General features: G+C 69.7%; 14 protein-coding genes. 10 read left to right on the top strand and 4 right to left on the bottom strand.

Annotated features, from left to right (window positions below; translation table 11 throughout):
- The first annotated feature begins 191 nt into the window (after positions 1–191).
- The 3 genes from SM418_RS36980 to SM418_RS36970 all read left to right on the top strand — a co-directional run bounded on the left by SM418_RS36980 (position 192) and on the right by SM418_RS36970 (position 2,421).
- Positions 192–458: a hypothetical protein gene (locus SM418_RS36980; protein ID WP_371946304.1), complete on the top strand. Its 267-nt coding sequence runs from the start codon at positions 192–194 to the stop codon at positions 456–458.
- A 21-nt stretch (positions 459–479) separates the two neighbouring features.
- On the top strand, positions 480–689 hold the full coding sequence (locus tag SM418_RS36975) for a hypothetical protein (protein WP_371946303.1): 210 nt from the start codon (positions 480–482) through the stop codon (positions 687–689).
- Between the two features lie 604 nt (positions 690–1,293).
- Entirely contained in the window at positions 1,294–2,421 is a 1,128-nt protein-coding gene (locus tag SM418_RS36970; protein WP_371946302.1) for an AbiJ-related protein, read from the top strand.
- A 13-nt stretch (positions 2,422–2,434) separates the two neighbouring features.
- On the opposite strand, the gene SM418_RS36965 is transcribed toward SM418_RS36970, so the two are convergent.
- The 3 genes from SM418_RS36965 to SM418_RS36955 form a co-directional block, all read right to left on the bottom strand.
- A complete protein-coding gene (locus SM418_RS36965) occupies positions 2,435–3,268 on the bottom strand; it encodes a TIGR02391 family protein (RefSeq protein WP_371946301.1) in 834 nt (277 codons plus the stop codon).
- A gap of 195 nt (positions 3,269–3,463) precedes the next feature.
- A complete protein-coding gene (locus tag SM418_RS36960) occupies positions 3,464–3,955 on the bottom strand; it encodes a hypothetical protein (protein WP_371946300.1) in 492 nt (163 codons plus the stop codon).
- 335 nt (positions 3,956–4,290) lie between these two features.
- On the bottom strand, positions 4,291–4,500 hold the full coding sequence (locus SM418_RS36955; RefSeq protein WP_371946299.1) for a DNA/RNA non-specific endonuclease: 210 nt from the start codon (positions 4,498–4,500) through the stop codon (positions 4,291–4,293).
- 407 nt (positions 4,501–4,907) lie between these two features.
- Between SM418_RS36955 and SM418_RS36950 the strand changes: the two genes are divergently transcribed.
- A complete protein-coding gene (locus SM418_RS36950; RefSeq protein ID WP_371946298.1) occupies positions 4,908–5,048 on the top strand; it encodes a hypothetical protein in 141 nt (46 codons plus the stop codon).
- Here SM418_RS36950 and SM418_RS36945 read toward each other — a convergent pair.
- The gene (locus SM418_RS36945) at positions 5,034–6,518 is read right to left on the bottom strand and encodes a chloride channel protein (RefSeq protein WP_371966163.1); all 1,485 of its coding nucleotides are present in this window, start codon (positions 6,516–6,518) and stop codon (positions 5,034–5,036) included. The two genes, SM418_RS36950 and SM418_RS36945, sit on opposite strands and share 15 nt — an antisense overlap.
- Before the next feature lie 97 nt (positions 6,519–6,615).
- Between SM418_RS36945 and SM418_RS36940 the strand changes: the two genes are divergently transcribed.
- The 6 genes from SM418_RS36940 (at position 6,616) to SM418_RS36915 (ending at position 18,507) form a co-directional block, all read left to right on the top strand.
- Positions 6,616–6,969 carry a hypothetical protein gene (locus tag SM418_RS36940; RefSeq protein WP_371946296.1) on the top strand — a complete coding sequence of 118 codons (354 nt, stop codon included), beginning with the start codon at positions 6,616–6,618 and terminating at the stop codon, positions 6,967–6,969.
- Positions 6,970–8,171: 1,202 nt separating this feature from the next.
- Positions 8,172–9,074: a protein kinase domain-containing protein gene (locus SM418_RS36935; RefSeq protein ID WP_371946295.1), complete on the top strand. Its 903-nt coding sequence runs from the start codon at positions 8,172–8,174 to the stop codon at positions 9,072–9,074.
- A 452-nt stretch (positions 9,075–9,526) separates the two neighbouring features.
- Complete coding sequence (locus tag SM418_RS36930) at positions 9,527–10,984, top strand: DUF2397 family protein (RefSeq protein WP_371946294.1); 1,458 nt, start codon at positions 9,527–9,529, stop codon at positions 10,982–10,984.
- Positions 10,981–12,267, top strand: a complete 1,287-nt coding sequence (locus SM418_RS36925; RefSeq protein WP_371946293.1) for a DUF2398 family protein — start codon at positions 10,981–10,983, stop codon at positions 12,265–12,267. Before SM418_RS36930 ends, SM418_RS36925 begins: the two co-directional genes overlap by 4 nt.
- A gap of 10 nt (positions 12,268–12,277) precedes the next feature.
- Positions 12,278–17,257, top strand: a complete 4,980-nt coding sequence (locus SM418_RS36920) for an SbcC/MukB-like Walker B domain-containing protein (RefSeq protein WP_371946292.1) — start codon at positions 12,278–12,280, stop codon at positions 17,255–17,257.
- Positions 17,254–18,507, top strand: coding sequence for a DUF2399 domain-containing protein (locus SM418_RS36915; RefSeq protein ID WP_371946291.1), 1,254 nt, complete (start codon positions 17,254–17,256; stop codon positions 18,505–18,507). Before SM418_RS36920 ends, SM418_RS36915 begins: the two co-directional genes overlap by 4 nt.
- Positions 18,508–18,576 lie beyond the last annotated feature (69 nt).

The raw sequence follows: 18,576 nt of genomic DNA, 5'->3' as shown, positions 1-18,576 counted from the left end.
AGTTGCACGTCCAGCCCACCGACGGTCTCGTCATTGTCCTTGGTCACGCGTGATCCTTCCCGGCCAGGGCAACGGCCCCAGCCTTCCGGATCACCACCCCACCCACACGATCTTTAGGACAGTCCCCAGGGCTGCGGTAGGTAACGGAATGCGGGTGCTAAACACGCATCGTGGTGGGGTAGGTTGCGCTCGTGGATCTTGATCTTATGAGGGATGGTGCTCGGGAGTTTCCGGAGGTTCCGGACCCTGAGGCAGTCACGTCCGCGCGGGTATGGCATTGCAAATACCGCACCTTGGCGCCGCTGGCAGCGTTGGTGAACCTTCGGGCGTTGTCGATCGCGACCTATCCAGATGCTTCTCTTGAGTTGCTGGCCTCGCTGGAAACGCTAGAAGAGCTTGAGATCATTCACCTGCCGCCCGTTAGGGATCTGGATCCCCTGTCTGCCCTTAAAAGGTAGCGGAGGCTGCGTCTGGCGACGTTGCCCAGCTGGGATTCCTCAGGCAAGGTCACCGAGGTCGTCTCGCTTGCTCCCATCGCCGAACTGCCCGTGTTGGAAGAGCTTGAGTTGTTCGGCGTTGTGCCGCCGGACCGGACGGTTGATGACCTGCTGACGAGCGTCAGTTTGCGTCGGGTGCAGCTGAGCAAGTATCCCAAGCGTGAGCGGGACCGCTTGGCCCATCTGTCTTGATCTCAGGCCGAGGTTGCTGGTTGCTGGGCGCGAGTGTGGGCGAGCCGGTAGGAACCAGGGCCATGGTGCCGCTCAGCTTGCGCTGCACGTTGGTGACGCAGTGGATGTCGCCGCCGACCCCACGGGCGAGCGGGGCTGGCGGGTCGCCGCCACGCTCCCGCTAAGATCACTGCGATGACCACTCGGATCGTCATCGCCGACGACCAGGCTTACACCCCGCGATTCGGCGCCAAGACTTCAGCGTCCACACGGGAGAGCAATTCACTTAGTTCAGGTTCAGCGGCAAGATCCAGAGGTTGGACTTCCTTAGCCTGACCTTTTTTATTGATCAGCAGTTCGCTACTGGCATCATTGATGATAGTGGCCGCGTCGGCGACGTCCCACTGGACGCCTTTAAGGTTGGATCGGGCAAGGCGTACGGCAAGGACACATAATCCGGGTGTGCCGCCCCCAACAAACCGGCCTCGCTCCCGGCCGCCGAGCCGGGCTCGCCCTCGACCGCGCTGGAGTTGCCGGGCGATCCGCTCGCCGCGTTCCCGGCCACGTGGAAAGTCGCCGAGCACCCTGCTGCGGCGTTCGACCCGAGCGAGATCGGACCCCGGTGATGGCCGTCGGCCAGCGAAGCGGCGGTGATCGCAGCGGCCGGATCACCGAGGTCACCAGGCGCCGCATCATCGACGGACTCCTCGAGCTCCAGCCGAACTGGAGCGGCGCCCTGGATGAGGTCGACTTCCTCGGCCGCCTCTATGACCTTGACAGCCTGCCCAGCCGGGACACCCGCTTCGCCACCGCCGCCCAGGACATCGCCCAGCACCGCTGCCTCAACTACGACTGGGAGGACGGCTGGATCTTCCACGACCCCCGGTTCGGCCTCGTTGACCAGGACGAGGAGCTGTTGCGGTTCCTGGCCGAGCTGCTGCACCCGTCCGTCCGGATCGACCTCGCCGAGATCAAGCGGCTGCAGGAGTTCCTAAACGGTGTGCTGATCCACGACGGCTACGAACTCGTCCAAGTCGACGCCATCAGCGGCGTGCCCGTCTTCGACCACCGCCTCATCGGATCAGGGGTGCCAGGGACGCTGAAGAACCTCATCTTCGCCGCCATCGGCCCCAAGCCCGAAATCGTGCTCGATGACGCCGTCAACAACGACCTGCGCATCGTCCGCAACGAACACAACTGCCTGGCCTACGACCGGGCCCTGGCTGCGCACGGGTTGACCTGGGCCGAACTGAGCGACTGGTGGGCCGACCGGCAGCAGATGACCGGCGAACCCGCCGACGAGATCTCCCGCAGCCTGTACCGCAGGCTGGACCGCTCGCTCGGCGACAACAACGCCGAACGCCGGATCCTTCGCACCTACGCCGACCGCTACGTCCGGCTCGACCCTGGCATTCCCGCGCTGATCCCGCAGGTCTACCTGCACTACGCCCCCTACACCGCGGCCGTGCGGCGCACGCCCGGCCCGCTCGCGCGCCAGCGCATGGACTTCCTGCTGCTCCTGCCGCACCGCGCCCGCGTCGTCATCGAGTGCGACGGCAAGCAGCACTACGCCAGCGACGACGGCCGCGCCGACCCCCGCCGATACGCCGCGATGATGGCCGAAGACCGCGACCTACGCCTGAAGGGGTATGAGGTGTACCGGTTCGGCGGCGCCGAACTCACCGACCCCCAGGCCGCGGACCGTATGCTCGGCGCGTTCTTCGACCGCCTGCACCAGCGCTACCTCGTATGAACGACCAGCTGCGTCATGCTCCAGTTCGCACGGTCGCGGCGTCGAGGCGGCGATGCACCAGCGACAGCATTGAGAACAGATCGAGTGCGTCCGGTTCGGTCAGTGCCCAGCCCGCCGCCGCATGCGGCGTGTGCGCCGGCGGGTTTCGGAAGGTCCCGAAGATACCCCTGAGCAGGTTCGCGAACCCGCGATGCTCACTGATCTCGGACTCGGTGCCATAGGCATTGATCCGCACGACGGGCACCCCGGCCCCGGCGCCGAAGCACTGGTCCACGAGCCCAGCGCCGTCGCTGGACAACCCGCTCATCTGCCGCAGCCGCTCGCTGACGCCCTTGGTCGCCTCGAACACCGCGTGGAACAGCGACTTGCGCAGCAATTCCTCCTCGCAGTAGCGCAGGACCTCGGGGTGGACGCCGCGGCGTGCCAGCTCGGTCCGCAGTCGGCCGGCCAGCCGAGCCACCTCGTCCAGCGTGGTCGCCGTCGCCGCCGCCCTGGCGACCTTGCCCTGTTCGTTGACCCGAAGGCCGACCAGCGACAGCGCCTCCGTCAGCCCGTCGCGCAGTGCGTCGAACCGGCGCTGGTCCTGAAGGAACCGGCCCGGTGCCATCGACTCGTTGGTGAACCGGATGATGCAGTTGCTCGCCTGATCATGGTGCTGCTGGTTGAGTAGCGCTGCCCATAGCCGGGTGCGTTTGTTGGGCGCCTCCACATCGGCGACCCTGACCATCACCAACAACCGGGTGATCTCAGCGTTGCTCAGCCCCGGCCAGCCGGTACTTGCCAGTACGTCGGCGACCGCCTGGACAACGCCGGACGGCCACGGCGGATGCAGATTCTTCGAGGGCACCGCTACATGATGGCGGTCACACACCGTGCCTCCGCACCCGGTTTTCCTCTCCGCCATCGACCGCATTCGGCCCCGCCAGCGCAGACAGCGCGTGCAACACCTCCTTGCCTGCCACCGCCCCGGACCCTGACGACGGATGCGCGTCGGCAGATCATCACGATCTGGCGATTGATTCCGATTGTGGAATCAGATCTGTCAAGTGATGTGCTTGTGGATCACGCCGAGGTAGAGGCCTTCGCGATCGGGCACGTACTCGTCTGCGCGTGGCGGGAAGAACACTGCGCAGACGCTGGCGGGCTGGGTTCGGATGCTGAACTGTGTTCCGAATGTCAGGCTTTGTTCGATCTTGTGTGCGCAGCCGGCGACGTCCAGTGCGGAGACGAAGTCTGCGCGGAGGATGGTGGCTGCGTGGGGACGGGAGCTGGGCAGGATGATCGATGGCAGGTGCACGGTGGAGCCCGCCTGGAGCCGGATCCAGATGCCGCTGACGGATCGTTGGGTGACGACCAGGTCGAGGCCGCCCCACGAGTAGGGGTATCCGTCCAGGTCGGGGCCCTTCAGCACGTGGGCGGGGTGCGGGCGGCCAGGGCCGAGGATCTCTTCGGCCTGGTCTAGGCGCATACCGCAGTAGAGCGGACCGATTTGGCCGGTGAGGCCGAACTCGACCAAAAGATCCAGCAGCGTCATGAGACCGAACTGTGGCATCGGGCGGCTTCGGTCGCATCCTCATTTGATCGTGACGATCGGCAGCATCGTTGTGGTGGCTGGGACGATGAGTTGGCGAGTGTCGGTCCGGCCGGGGTTGGGATGTCGGCGAGCTGATCGAGGAGCTTGCCGAGGGCAGCCTGGCCGTCGTCGACCGCAGCACGTTCGTCGTCGGTGAGGGGATGCCGGCGAGCATGCGCTGCAGGTTGTCCTTTGCCTCCAGCAAAAGCGCCTTGGAGGAGTTTTTCGGGGCAGAGAAGTCGCATTTAGCACAGGCCATCCGGTGCTGGCACTGAAGTACTGCGCCCCCTCCCGCATCAGCCAACCGAGGCCGTCGGTCCTAGTTCAGAGAAGATCATGTGGCCGCCGTTGTAGTGGGGCGCGTCGGCCATGTGCCCGACCTCGGTCTGGCAGCCGCCGCGGTCGGCGACCGAGGCGGTCAGGTTCTCGGCCTCAGCGGTCTCCGGGCGGCCCTGGGCATCGGTGCGGTAGGTCGCCTGCGCGGCCAGGAGCCGAGCGCACGGCACATCGTCGACCGGATCAGCGAGATGGGCGCGGCCAGGGCGAGGGCGGGGCGACGCAGTTTCACAAGGGGGTCCTTCCGCTGGTACGGAACCCCACCTGACCAACACGGCAAGCAGCATGCCGCTACTTTCAATGTTGGTCAGGCGGTTGTTGCGGACGGAGGCTTATGAGCTGGTGACGGCACGCCGGGACGGCCGGGACGCCTGCGCAAAGTGCTCGGTGCGGGGCCGCCGATCACCCGGTGTCCTTGAGTCACCGGAACCGCCGCTGACCGGAACACTTCCTGCCCGGCACGGCACATCGCCGGGGCTGGAGCAGCCCGCTGCGGACCGGATCCGGCGGATCCTCGGCTCGGCGACCAGCCAGGCGGAGAACACGCAGACCGCGTTGATCTCCAGCCGGGTGGGGGATGCGGGCGCTGATCGAGCAGAGCGCCGACCCGGGCGCCGAGGAGGACGGCATGACCCCCTATGGGGAGATCCATCTCAACCTCGACAAGCGCCTGGCGCTCAGCACCATCGACGCGCCAGGCCCGTCAGCCGAGTCGTGAACCAGGGCCTGTGGCAGCCAGGGGTTGAGAGTCTTTCCGATGGGGTTGGCTTGGGTAGAGGGTCCGGTTTCCCATGATCAAAGTGGCAGTGGTCACCGTGAGGGCGGTCGGAATGAGGTGATCGAGGGTGCCGGTCACCTCGGCGGCCATCACCACCATGGTCAAGGGAGCGTGGATCGCTGCGCCGAGGCAGGCCGCCATCCCGGCGACGACGAAGGGGGCCGGGCCCGCGACCGGCGCGCCGGACAGTTCCGCCAGGCGCCAGCACGCCGCTCCGGTGGCGGCGCCGATCACCATCCCCGGTCCGAAGACGCCGGCGGTGCCGCCGGACCCGACGGTCAGCGAGGTACCCACGATCTTGGCCGCCGGCAGCGCCAGCAGAACCCACAACGGGACCTTGAGGAGCCACTGCGCGTCCATCGCCGACTGCACAAGCCCGTAGCCGGTGCCGAGGATGTCGGGCAGCAGCAGCCCGAGCGCTCCCACCGCCAGACCTCCGGCGGCGGGCTTGAGCAGGTCAGGGATCTTCCGCCGCGCGTCGAAGAACGCCTTGGTGCGGTGGAAGATCCAGCAGTAGCTGCGGCCGGTCACCCCAGCGAGCACCCCCAGAGCCAGGAAGAACGGCAACTGGGCGAAGGTGACCGGAGCGGCCGCCCGGGTTCCGAACATCGGGGTGAACCCGCGGACGGCGGCAAACTCCGCGTACGCGACGGCGGCCGCGGTCAGTCCGGGGATCAGCATTTCGGGGGCCATGCCCCGGCGGTAGAGCAGCTCGACGCCGAGCAGCACGCCACCCAGCGGGGCTTTGAAGATCGCGCCGACTCCTGCGGCCAGTCCGGCCGTGGCCGCGACACGCGCGTCGGCGTCGCTGAGACCGAAGACGCGAGCCGACACGGACCCGAACGTCGCGGAGATCTGGGCGGCCGGGCCTTCGGTCCCGCCGGAGCCGCCGGTGCCCAGCGTCAGAGCCGAGGCGAGGGCCTTCACCACGGTGACACGGCCCCGCATCCCACGCGGATCGTGGTGAATTGCCTTGATCGCCGCGTCGGTACCATGCCCGCCCGCATCCTGAGCCAGCCAGCGAACCAGCGAGGCTCCGAGCACTGCACCCCCGGCCACCAGTAGTGGCACGGCCCACGGCCGGTCGATCTCGCTGGCGGGGGATGCGTGCCCGTCCCCCGCGACCGTCGCCGGCCAGAAACCGGCCAGCAGGCCGAGGGCGCCATGGGTGACCAGCGCGAGCAGACCGTACAAAGCGAGCGCACCCAACCCTGCCACCGCCCCGATCACGGCCCCGATCGGTAGCCATTTGAGCAGGTAAGGCCAGCTGTGAAAGGGGCTGCGCCGCCATCCGCGTGCGGTACCAGGATGTTCGTCGGCGCCAAGCGAGCATTCCGGGCCACCTGTTGCAACGGCAGCCGAAGGCGCGGAAAGCGAAGGCTGGAGATCTGCCGGCTCATGGGAGGCCATTGAAGTGACCGTCCGAGCGCCGCGCGCTCTGACAAGACCGGGGGCAAATCAAAGAGCCCAGCGCCCCATCCGTCGTCCGCGAGCGCGGCACAGGTGGGTGATCGCGAAATCTTCAGGATTCAGGCCGCGACCACGATCGAGCTGGGGATCTACCCTCGCCGCCGCGGCCGATGAGTTCCTGTCGACCCCCGGCGTCGCCAACCCCAACACCCGCCGTGCCTACGCCTCGGCGATCGACGGGACCATCGAAGCGGTCGGCGGCCGCGACCGCCCCCTGGCCCACGTTACCTACACCGAGATTGGCGCCGCGCTCACCGCGCTGTGGGGTCAGTGCGCACCGGCGACCTGGAACCGAAACCGCGCCGCCGTCGAAGACGACGTCGGTGAAGTCCAGGTCGCGTTCCTGCCAGGAGACGGGGGCTCCAGCGTAGGCCGGGCTGCCAGCGCGTGAACTCGTCCCACACCACCCCGTCCAGCGCCGCCAGATCGGTCAGCGAGACCTTCGTCAAGTCGACGCCGGAGGCGTTCACCGGCTGCGGCGCGTGGGTCATGAGCGCGATCCGACCGCGATCTTCCGAGCCAGCAACTTGTCCCGGTCCCCCGTGTCCGCGACTGCGGGTGGTCCGCTGACACAGGCCGGACTGGTAGCCGGGGCCCGGTTCTCCCTCGCGCAGCAGGGGTGGCACGGGATCCCCTTGCCCACGGCGTCGTTACGAGTTGGCGCATGCATCACAGACTCCATCGACACGCACTGACGAGCACCCGCACTCCATCGAGGTCGGAGGCTCGGACACCATCTTGTTCGCAGTAGGACACCTCGTGGATCTTGGGGGCAGTGGGGAGCCAATCGGGGAGCCACCGTGGTCGGACTCTTCCGGACCCGCCACGACTCCCCCCGGACGTTTCCGCAGGTGAGAGGCTCCCCGATCGACTTCCATCGCCCTTGATCGACTGATCTTCTGTGCCTGGGGGTCAAGGGGTCGTGGGTTCAAATCCCGCCGTCCCGACAGAGTTTATGCAGGTCAGGGGACTAAAGCGGAGATCGTCCGTGGCTCCTCCAACGGTGTTCGGGAGCCACAGGGGGAGCCAACACCCGCAGGTTCGGGCCCAGAAAGCGGCTTTCGTCTCAGTGGATAGATCACGTTAGCCGGAAATGCGTGCCGAGCACATGACACCGGTCAAGAAGTCCTCGCTGTGCGCTCAGGTGAACATCCACAGACCCTTCACTGAGCCAGCCGAGCTTTCCAGCCGCCAGCAGGTGTCCGGGACGAGGGATGTGAGCCGCCCTGGGTCGGGTTAAGGCTCGTTTTCCTGGTTCACGTCCATGGGAGTGGTGCATGGGGGCTGTGTGACCTTTCATTTGGTTTCCGCTCTGCTAGGCGAGTCTTCGTGACGTGAGACGGCCACCTCGCGATCCTTCTCGTTGCGGATCAGGACGAAGGAGAGCGAAGTGGCCGCAGGTGACATTGCGCCGGTGACCGGCGAGTGGTTTGAGTAGACCCTGGAGTCGGCGTCGCCGGACCTGCTGCGGACGATGGGGCGGGAGATGGCGCAGCGGATGATGGACGCCGAGGTCGACTGGATGTACGCGGTCTTCGCCGCCGCCGTCACCGCCGAGGTGCTGGCCCCCATGGCGCAGGCCGGACCGCCCGCGTGAGCCGCCTGCCTGGCCGGATTGAGAACCGCCGGCGTCGGCGCGGACGATTCCTGCGCCGGTTCCGCCGCGAGGTGGAGGCCGCGCGCCGGGTCGGCGGCGAATCAACGGCGCCCGTCCTGGACGCCGGCACCGGCTCGGCGAACACGTGGGTCGCGATCGGCTACGTGCCGGGCCCCGCCCTCGCCGACACCGTCGAACGGCACGGCCCGCTGCCCAAGGCGCCCGTCCTGGCGCTGGCGGACGGGCTCGCCCGCGCGCTGCGCGCCGTGCACGCCTGCGACCTGATCCACCTGGAACTCAAGCCGTCCAACGTGCTGGTGACGATCGACGGCCCCCGCGTGATCAACTTCGGGATCGCCCGCGCCGTGACGCGAGCGTCGCTACCCGGACCGGAGCCCTGGTCGGCTCGCCGCCCTTCATGGCTCCCGAGCAGGTCCAGGGCGGCCAGGTCACCGCGGCCTGCGATGTGTTCAGCGTCGGCTCGGTGCTGGCGTAAGCGGCCACCGGTCGCCGCCCGTTCATCTCGGGCGCCGACGGGCTGCACGCCCCGCTCTACCGCGTCCTACGGCAGTCGCCGGACCTGGCGGAGTCCTGCCTGGCCAAGGAGCCGGAGCGCCGCCCCACCTCCGGACGAGATCCTCGCCACGCTGCCGCCACCACCCCCGCACTGGCTCCCGGCCGCGATCATCGCCGAGATCGGCCGCCACACCGCCGGCCTACTCGATCTGGAAGCCCCTACCCCCATGCCCGCCCAGCCAGCGCCCTCTCCATCCGGTTCCCCGCCGCTCACCTCCCCTGCGCACGCGTCCCCTCTGCTCACGTCCCCGCCACCCTCGTCCCCTCCGCCGGGGCCGACGCTCCCCTCCGACAGGGCCGGGTCACGGCGCTTGGCCACCTGACGCTGGATGCTGCTGGGGCCGGGGTCACCGCCATCGCGGCCACGATGGCCCTCACCGTCGTCCTGTGGGACGGCGACAAGGCGGACGGCGCTGGTGCGGGTCCCACCTCCGCGGGCACGACCCGGGGGCGACGTCCCGCAGACGTGGTCGGCACCCAGAATCGAAGATATATTCGCAGCAAAAAAGACAAACCATGACTGCCGAATGGCAGATTGCGGCCATCTCCGAAGGAATGTGACTCCACAGAGGACGATTCTTGATACTCCTGACAGCCTCAGCCAGAGCGGGCGCCAGTCACCAACGCTTGGGAGGCCGCCTTGGAACGACCACGGCTGTGGTGGCAGGCGGTACAGCACTCCGATTGGGCGGTGTTCTCCCTCTCCGACGATCTGGCACGCGATCGATGGACCGCGCTCCTAGCGGCATTGGAACGCTTGTCGACCCGCGGCCCCATGGCCGATCTCGATGAGATCACGGCCGAGATGCGCGAGATCGGGTTCCACGCTCCATTGTCGGAGCAGGATCTGCGCAGCGCCCTGGAACGCCTGGCAGGCGACGGGCTCGCCGAGCCCTTCCGCGACTACACCGTCCCCGTCCGCAACTACCAAGGGCTGATCGTCAGGCAGGAGGCATGGGCGCTGACCCGCCGGGGTCGGACGGTCGTGGCGGCCGTACGGGACGCGGTCCTGGACGTCGGGCGCGCCTTGCAGTTGCCCAGCCGCCTGCTCGACAGCATCGCCACCACGATTCGAGAGATCATCAGGCATTTCGCGGAAGGCGACGACACCGCCCATGTCAAGGAGGGCAGGGGCAGGGGCCTGTTGCCGATGGACCTCGACGACGTCCGGACCCGCATCGGCGAACTCCAGCGTGTGACCGCCGACTTCTACGCCGCGCTCGGCCAGCTGGTCCAGGCGGACGTCACCAACGACACGCTGTTCGGAGCGAACAGGGATCGTGTCATCGAGGCGCTGCGGCAGTTCCCCCGCGAGTACGAGAGAGCGTTCGTCTCGGTCGAGAAGGCACTGGCCGATCTGGAGCGGGTCGGCCACCGCCAAGTCGCCGAGGCCGCGGTCGCCCACGCCGGGCTCATCGACGCCCGCGACCAACACCACTGGGTCGAGGAGCGGGTACGGCTGCTGTCGGCTCTGGGATCGTGGTTCGCCCCGGAGGGCACCGTCCAGCGGCTCATCTCCTCCGCGTCCGGTGCCGTCTACACGCTCCTCATCGCCATCGACCGCCGCTACTCGGCGCGCCGCCGCGGCTCCGACCTCGGGGCCGACTTCCACGCCCTGGCTCAGAGCCTGCACCGGCAGCGGTCCGACGAGGACGCGCGGCGCGTCCATGCCGCCGCCTTCGGCGACTGGTCCGCATGGCATGCGGTCACCCCCCGGGCCGAGGAGGATGTGGCCCACGGCACCGAGGCGGCAGGCCGCCCCGATCGCCACCGTGTGGAGGTGACGCTCCGCGAGCACGAGCGGCAAGGCCGGGCCAGCGGCCGTCCCCGTGCGGTTCCTGACACCGCCGCCGACCGGAAGGCCGCGCTGGCTGAGGCCATGGCGGTGGCGGAGCGGAACCGCCGCCTGGCCGAGTTGCTGGTCACCTCCGACGAAGTGGAACTCGCCTACTTCGCGGGGCTGGGCGCGGAGGCCGTCGAGGCCCTGCTGCGCGCCGTGGAGACCGCGCTCATGCGCCTCGATCCCGTGACGGGAACCGGGGCGGGGCACGTGGACGGGGCGAACGTCCTGGTCGAGATCCGCTGCATCGACCGTGGCTCCACAGCCCGAGCGGACTTCGCCGAAGGGGCTCTGTCCCTCTGGGGACGCGACCTGCGCCTGCGCGTCACCTCGCTTGAGCCTGGTGCGTCCCCTCCCATCGAGGACGTGCCGTCCCGGGAGGGCATCGCATGACCGGGCGGCGCCTCGACCCCGACCTCAGCCCGGCCGCGCGCATCCTGAACGCCACAGGGCGGCTCCGGGCCGAGATCCATCCGGAGGAATACCGCACAGCGCTCAAGGGGCGCGAACGGCTCACCGCCTTCTTCCACGACGAGCTCGGCTGGACGCTGGAGGTGTCGGAGACCGCCTCCCTCATCCGGCTGCACAAGCGCCGGGCGGACGTGCCGTCCGATCGAGGGCCTCGGCTCCAGCGTGCGCGCGGGGACGGCCCCCTCGCGTCCAAGAAGGTTCTGATCTGCTGTGCGCTGATCTGCGAGCAGCTGTGGCGCAGGTCGCGGATGAGCCTCCAGGAGCTCCTCCAGGCCATCGCCCAGACGTGCGCCACTGAGGAGGACGAGGGGACCCTCCCCCCGTTTCCGGTGGTTCTCGCCGAGGACGTGTCCAAGCAGCAGGCGCGGAGCAATCGGCTCTGCCTCGTGGACGCGCTGAAGCTGCTGGTCGCCGAAGGTACGGCCACCGTCGACGACGACCTGGACCGCGTGGTGGACGACGAGGATGCCAACCTGGTGGTCACGGCCTCCCGCGAGCGTCTGGCCACCAAGTTCTCCTCCCTGTCCCCCCTGCTGCTCGGCCTCGCGTCACTCCCGCCGGAGCAGCACGCCGCAGCGCTTTCGCGGGCGACCCTGAGCGATTCGGCCGAGTCCGACGTGCCGTCGCTGGAGGAACGGCGGTTGAGGCTGATGCGCCGGATCGCCGACGACCCCGCGACCGATCCGGTGGACGACCCCACCGATGGCTCCCCCTACCTCCACACCCCCGCGGGGCGCGAGCGCGCGCTGGACCTCATCACCTCGTTCGGCTACATCGCCACGGTCCGCCGGGACTGGTGGGAAGTGACAGATCGCGACGGAACCGGATCAGGCATCGAGTTCCCCCACGGGCGCCGCACCGAACGGCAGGCCGCCCTCGCCCTGCTGGCGGCGATCGTTCGCCGCACCGACCCCGCGGCTCCGCTGTCCACAGCTGAGGCGGTGGAGGTGCTGGAACTGGCGCGCCGGGATCGGCCCCGCTGGGCGGCCGCCTACGCTGGAAGGCAGCCGGTGCTCGCCCGTGTCGCCGCCGCCGAGCTGACCAACGTCGGGCTGCTGCGGCCCGATCCGCACCGCGACGGCACCTGGTTTTCCACACCCGGCGCCCGCCTGTGGCATGTCAAAGTCCACTCCCCGCCGGTTCCCGCCGCCCGCACAGACGCTGGATCAGAGGTTCAGCCTTCCCTTCTCACCGACGAGGACTGAGGAGTCAGCCGTGTCCCCTGACGCAAACCTGCTCCACCCGGTGACCGAGACGGCAGTGCTGGGCGTTCCGGGTGCCGAGGGCCGCTGGCAGCCGACCCGGGCCGGCGCGATCAACTCGTGGGCCTGGTCGGACGAGGTCCTCTTCTTCGCCGGCGGCTGGCTCGCCCTTGCCGGGCCCAACGGCTCGGGCAAGTCGCTCACCGCCTCCATGCTGATCACCGTGCTGCTCGACGCCGAGATCTCGCAGAAGGCGCTGTCGGTGTCCGGAAAGGCCAGCGGGACCCTGGCCAGCAGGCACACCGACCGCAACGAGCAGGAGGACCGGACCGGCCTGTGGTGGCTGGAGTACGGGTACCGCGACGAGCACACCGGGCAGACCCGGTACATGACCACCGGGATGTGGTTGCGCTCGACCGGCGGGAAACTCCAGCGCGCCTTCTTCATCGTGCCAGGGCGCGTGGGCCACGAGCTGACCCTGCGGCGCGATCGCACCACGGTGAAGATCGACGATCTCGGCGGGCAGCTCGCCGCACTCGGCGGCCAGCTGTTCCTGTCCTCGGCCGTCCCCCGCTCGGCACTCGCCGGCGTGCCGCTGAGCCTCGGGGACGAGCACGAGTTCCGCGACGCCGTCCGGAACCACCTGTTCGCCCCGTTGAACGAGATCCAGTTCGAGGCCCTCGTGGGTGTGCTGCGCAGCCTGCGCAGCGTGCGGACGGCTGAGGCGATCTCGCCCAAGGAAATGCGCCAAGTCCTCACCGACGCGCTGCCAGCGCTCGAACCCGATCGACTCAAGGTCGTCGCCGATGCGATGGCGCGGATCTCCGAGCTGGAGAAGCATCTCGACCAGTCCCGCAAGGAGGCGCGGCTGCTGGCCCAGACGGACAAGCACTACCGCAGCTACCGCAGCGCGGTCGCCCAGCTCCAGGCCGCCGAACTGGCCGCCGCCAACAACGCCTACGACGAACAGACCCGCCAGGCGCGCCAGGCGTCCCATGATCTGGAGAGGGCACAGGCGACGGCCGAGGGGATCCAGGGGCGGCTCTCGCGGAAATACGAGGGCGTCTCCCGGCTGGAAGGCGAGCTGTCCGCCGCCGAGGGGATGCTCAGGGACCACGCGGGGGCCGAGCTGCCCCTTCGCGAGGAACGCGCCGCCGAGCTGGACGACACCGCCGCTGACGCCGAGGCGCAGGCCGAGCAGGCCGCCACCGATGCCGGTACGGCGATGGACGGCTCCGCGGAATCGGCTTCCAGAGCACACCAGGCGCAGGGTCATCTGCTCGATTTCGCCGAGCGGCTGCGACAGGACGGTGAACATCTCGGTGCCGCGTCCGCGACCGACCGCATGATCTCGGTCTACCACGGGCTCTGTGCCGCCGAGCCGCACACCGAGCCGCCGGCTGTCGATCTGGACGGACTGTGCGCGACACCGCTCGCCTGGACCGAAGCGCGCACGGGCAAAGTCGCCCGGGTCCGGGCCGCGCTGCGCCTGCACGGCGAGGCCCAGACGGCGGAACGGACCCTCGCCCAGGGAAGGCAGGAAGCCGAGACCGGGGAGTCCGTCACGCGCGAGGCCCTGGAAGGCGCCACCCGCGATCGGCAGGAGGCCGAGACCGTGTTCCTCGACGAGCTCGGCACCTGGTCCGGCCGGCTGCGCCACCTCCGGCCGCCGCCACCCGACCTGTGCGCATCGGATCAGGCCGCCGAGAACGACCGCCTGCCCGCGAACCGGATCCGGCGATGGCTGTCCGAGGAAGTGGCTGCCGCCAGCCTGCGCATCGACCTGACCGGGCATCGGGAACGTGCGGCGACCGCCGAGGCCCTCATGAACGCCGCCGAAGGGGCCGCCGCCGATGCCCACGCCGCCCACCGCCGGGCACTCGGCGCGGTACGAGAGGAAGAAGGCGGCCTGCTGGACGTCCAAGCCGAGAACGCCGCCGCGGAACAGGCCGATCAGACCGAGCTCGAGCAGGCGCGTGCCGACCACCACCGCGAGATCACCGACGCGGGGGAGGCGGAGCGGGACGCTTGGCGGCGCCGCTCCGACGCCGCGGCCGCCGCGCTCCAGGCCGCCCGCGACTGGCTGGTCGGCGCTCACCGCTGGCGAACGGCGTTGGCCTACCTCGGTCCCGGCGCCATCCCGCTCCCCGAGCCGTCGGCTCCGCTCTCCGACGAGGCGCTGCGCGAGGTCGAGCCCGCGTCCGTCCGCCTGGCTGCCCACAAGGCCCACGCGGCGGCCGCCGCGGAACTGCACCATCAGGTCGCCGAGACCCGCGAGGTCATCAAAACGATCGAAGCAGGCATCGAGGAACTGCGCGCCGACGTGGTGCGAGCGCGCCGGACCGCCCCCGTCCCGCCCGCACCGCAATGGCGGTCGCGCTCGGCCGACGACGGCGTCCCCCTGTGGGCCGTCGTCGACTTCGCCGGCCACCTTCCCACCGAGGAGGCCGACCGGCTCGAAGGAGCCCTGCTGGCGTCGGGTCTCCTCGACGCGCTGATCAGGCCGGACGGCCGCCCGGTCGCCGGTGATCTCGTCCTCACTCCCACCGCGCCCGCCCCGCACCGGCCACTGGCCGACTTCCTCCAGCCCGACGTGCAGGACGGCGGCTCCGCCGAGGCGATCCACCGGCTGCTGCGCTCGATCCCGGTCGACTCCCCCGCGCCCGGCGCCCTGCGCAACGGCGTGCTCACCGCCGCCTGTCCCGAGGGCTACCAGGCGGCCTACATCGGCCGTACTGCCCGGGAACGCGCCCGGCGACAGCGCCTCGCCGATCTGGAGCAGCGCCTCGCCGAGCGCGAGCAGGAACTGCGACAGGCCCGCCAGGAACTCAACCGACGCGAAAGCCACGTCCTCGCCGCGGCCGCCGAACGGGATGCCCTGCCCACCGCCGAGGCGCTCTTCTCGGCCCGCCACGACCTCGCCAACCTGACCCGCGAGCATTCCATCGCCGAGCGGCAGGCGGCGCAGCGCACCGCTCAGGCGGACCTCGCGCTCCAGCAGGTCATGACGACCCTCCGGCAACGCTCCGACGCACGTTCCGCCCGGCTCGATCGAGCCCGGCAGAGCCTGGAGCACGCCGAGCGGACAGCACGATCCACCGGCTCCGCCGCCTCCAAGGCGGAGGAGAACGCCGCGGAACTGCGGCGATCCGCCCAAGGATGCGAGACCGCCCGCCTGGAAGCCGCCCGCGCCCAGGAGGAGGCTGACGAAGAACAGAACGGGTTCCCCCACTCCGCGGTGAACGCCGTCCGCACCGCGCACAGCGCCGAAGATCGCGCGCAGGAGGCGCTCATCCGCGCCGAGACCGCCGCCATCGACGCAGCCGAGAAGCATGACGAGGCCACCAGGACGGTCCGGTCCGCGCTGGGCGCCCTCAACAAGGCGGCCGCCCTCCCGGACGGCTCCCTGCTTCCCACGTCCCATGACGCCCTGGACAACCACGCCGGAGCGGTCGGCGCACTCGAACTGCTGGTCCGGGACGGCCGCATGGCAGCTCTCCGCTGCACCGAACTGATGCGGGCCGCACGCCGCGATCACCAGACCGCCGCCATGGCCCGGGCCACTGCCACCAAGATGTCCGACCGGGCCGGTCAGGCACGCGCCAAAGCGAGGAAGGCCGTTGCCGCGGTCGAGACGATGCGCAGGCTCTATGGCGCCGAATACGACGACCTTCTCACCACCAAGAACCGGCTCTCCGAACAGCTCAGCCGGGTCAAGTCGGAGATCGAGACACTCCACACAGAGAAGGAGAAAGCCGACAAGGAGCAGACCAGGGCAGAGGTCACCCTGGAGAACGTCGCTCCGCAACGCCGGGCCGCTGAGCAGCAACGCGACCGCTGCGTGCGCACCCTCGGCCGCCTGATCGACGAAGGTCTGGCCACGCTGCCGGACGGCATCACCGCCGACCCGTCCGGCCGGCCGGCCCACTTGACCGCCGCCCTGGAGTGGTCACGGCTGCTGCTGGCCGACCGCCACGCGCACGCGGACCGGCACGCCCAGCTCGTCCGGTTCCGTGACCGGGCACTGAAAACGGTCGAGAACAGCGCCCGCGACACCAGTGGCGAACTGGCCCGCTTCAACCGCCAGGTCATGCTCGTCTCGATCGAGGGGACCGAGTGGCGCCGCGCCGTCGTCGCCGAGCCCGACACCGTGCGCGGCGAGGACCTGAGCGATGCCCTGGCGTCCCTGGAGGCGAGCATCGCCCTGCTCGAAGAGGACCTGCGCGACGACTTCAAGCAGGCGATGCGCACCGGCATGTTCACCCGGCTCCGCAAGGACATCCAGATCCGCCGGGAGGCGGCCCGCGAGCTGGTCCGGCAGATCCGCGAGACGCTGGACGGCGTCCGCACGGGCGTGGCGAACGTCGGCATCCAGGTCGACTGGGACGTGCGCAAGGAGGACGAGGACGCGGTCCGCATGATCAAACTCATCGAGGAGGCCCCGACCGACCGGTCCTTCGAGGAGATGTACACCGTCTTGCGCCAGCGGATGGACGCGAAGGCCGACGAGCCCTGGCCCGACCGGGTCGCCCACACCTTCGACTACCGCTCCTGGCACGACTGGGACATCTTCGTGACCCACTCCTCCTTCGGCGACGGATCGCCGAACGAGGCCTTCCGCAAGGTCGGCACGCGCTCCAACCCGCTGGAGACGCTGTCCACCGGTGAGCGCAGGCTCGCCACGATGCTGCCGCTGCTGGCCGCCGCCTGGTCCATGTACTCGGGCGACTACCGCGGGCCGCGCCTGCTGTCGATCGACGAGATCGACGCCGCCTTCGACGAGCCCAACCTGCGTCAGGTGCTGGCGCTGCTGCGCTCCTGGGACTTCGACGTGCTGGCCACCACGCCGTCCATCACCCCCATGATCAAACGGGAGGCGGGCCGGGCCATGGTCCACCAGGTCGTCGCCTCCGGCCGCAACCGCATCACCATCCCCTGGCTGTGGGAGGGCCACGGCAAACCCCGGCCGGTCACTCTGGACGGGATGGCGTGAGCGGGATCCTCGCCGGGTTCGCCCGGGACCCAGACTTCGTCCCCTTCTGGAAGGCCCTGCACGACCGGCTCTGCGCGGGACGGTCCGCCGACCAGATCGTCACCCTGAAAGTGACGGACCTCCCGCTGGGAGCCCTGGCCGAGCTGCGTACATACCTGGACACGTCCACCCGGCGACGCCGCGGCCGCTCCGCCGTCACCGTCGAGGGCACCACGACCGACGTGCCGCTGCGCGAACTCCTCCAGGTCGCCAATGCGTCCGCTAACGAGGTGGCTCTCCTGGCCGAGCAGGTCACGGGCAGGCCCGTGGTGAATCTGGCCGCCGACCGGCGGGAGGCGGCCGGGCAGCGCCGCGAACTCTGGGAGCACGCCGACGCGGCGTTCCCCCGCCTCCCCCGGCTGGTCCGCCGCTTGAAAGCCAGCGGCATCGGCGCCGACGTCCCCAAGGCCCGCCGCCTCATCACCGCGCTGGCCCACGTCACCGAACGCGTGCCCTATACCCCTCCGGTCAGCCTGCCGAAGCTCGCTCACGACTGCGCGGGCGACCCGCACTACTTCGACCTGGGCGGATTCAACGGCAGCTGCCTGGTCTACGCGGTCATGGAGGTCACCGGCCGCCCCGAGCCCACCCTTCCCCACCACACCCGTGCGCTGCTGGCCGAAGCGGGGATCTTTGCCGACCGGCTCACGTCAACCATCCTGCTGCACCGCATCCGTACCACCGGGGACGGTGTAATCGACCGCAGACTCCGCGAGTCCGACGTCCCGGTCGCCCTGACCCTGCTGGACCTGACCCGCGATCCACCCATCCTGGCCCCGCAGACCGTGACGGTCGTCGAGAACCCGTCCGTGCTGGAGGCGGCCATGGCCTGCGGCTCCGACGTCCCGCTGGCCTGCACCAGCGGCCACCTGCGTGCCGTCGACCACGTGTTCCTGCAATTGGCCCGCGACCGAGGCGTCCGGCTCCGCTACACCGGAGACCTCGACCATGACGGCTTCCAGATCGCCGCCACAGTAGCCGACCAATACGGGGCAGAACTGCTGGCCATGGACGCCGAGACCGTCACCGAAGCGGGCCCCTCCCCTTCCTCAGTCCCCCTCCGCGACCGCTTCGCCGCCTCCCTCCGGTCCGACCTCGGCCTCACTCACCACGCCGTGTTCCAAGAGCATGACGCCGTGACCCGCCGCATCCTGAGCCCCGACCTCCACGACGACCCCCCGGTGCGCACCACCCTCCGAGCCCGACCCTGAGCGGCGGGCCTCGAAGGCCATCCGCGGAAGCTTCATCCCAGTCCGGCGGAGAACCCCGCCCGGATGGCG

The sequence above is a fragment of the Actinomadura chokoriensis genome, from assembly GCF_041463665.1.
GTDB lineage: Bacteria > Actinomycetota > Actinomycetes > Streptosporangiales > Streptosporangiaceae > Spirillospora > Spirillospora chokoriensis_A.
Note: the sequence above shows the minus strand (reverse complement) of the source record. Positions and strands in the feature narration are given on the sequence as shown.

Excerpts from the sequence above, each read along its gene's own strand:
- SM418_RS36970 (WP_371946302.1), top strand. The coding sequence starts at position 1,294 with ATGGCCGTCGGCCAGCGAAGCGGCGGTGATCGCAGCGGCCGGATCACC.
- SM418_RS36960 (WP_371946300.1), bottom strand. The coding sequence starts at position 3,955 with ATGACGCTGCTGGATCTTTTGGTCGAGTTCGGCCTCACCGGCCAAATC.
- SM418_RS36950 (WP_371946298.1), top strand. The coding sequence starts at position 4,908 with ATGCGGGCGCTGATCGAGCAGAGCGCCGACCCGGGCGCCGAGGAGGAC.
- SM418_RS36945 (WP_371966163.1), bottom strand. The coding sequence starts at position 6,518 with ATGGCCTCCCATGAGCCGGCAGATCTCCAGCCTTCGCTTTCCGCGCCT.
- SM418_RS36930 (WP_371946294.1), top strand. The coding sequence starts at position 9,527 with ATGGCCGATCTCGATGAGATCACGGCCGAGATGCGCGAGATCGGGTTC.
- SM418_RS36925 (WP_371946293.1), top strand. The coding sequence starts at position 10,981 with ATGACCGGGCGGCGCCTCGACCCCGACCTCAGCCCGGCCGCGCGCATC.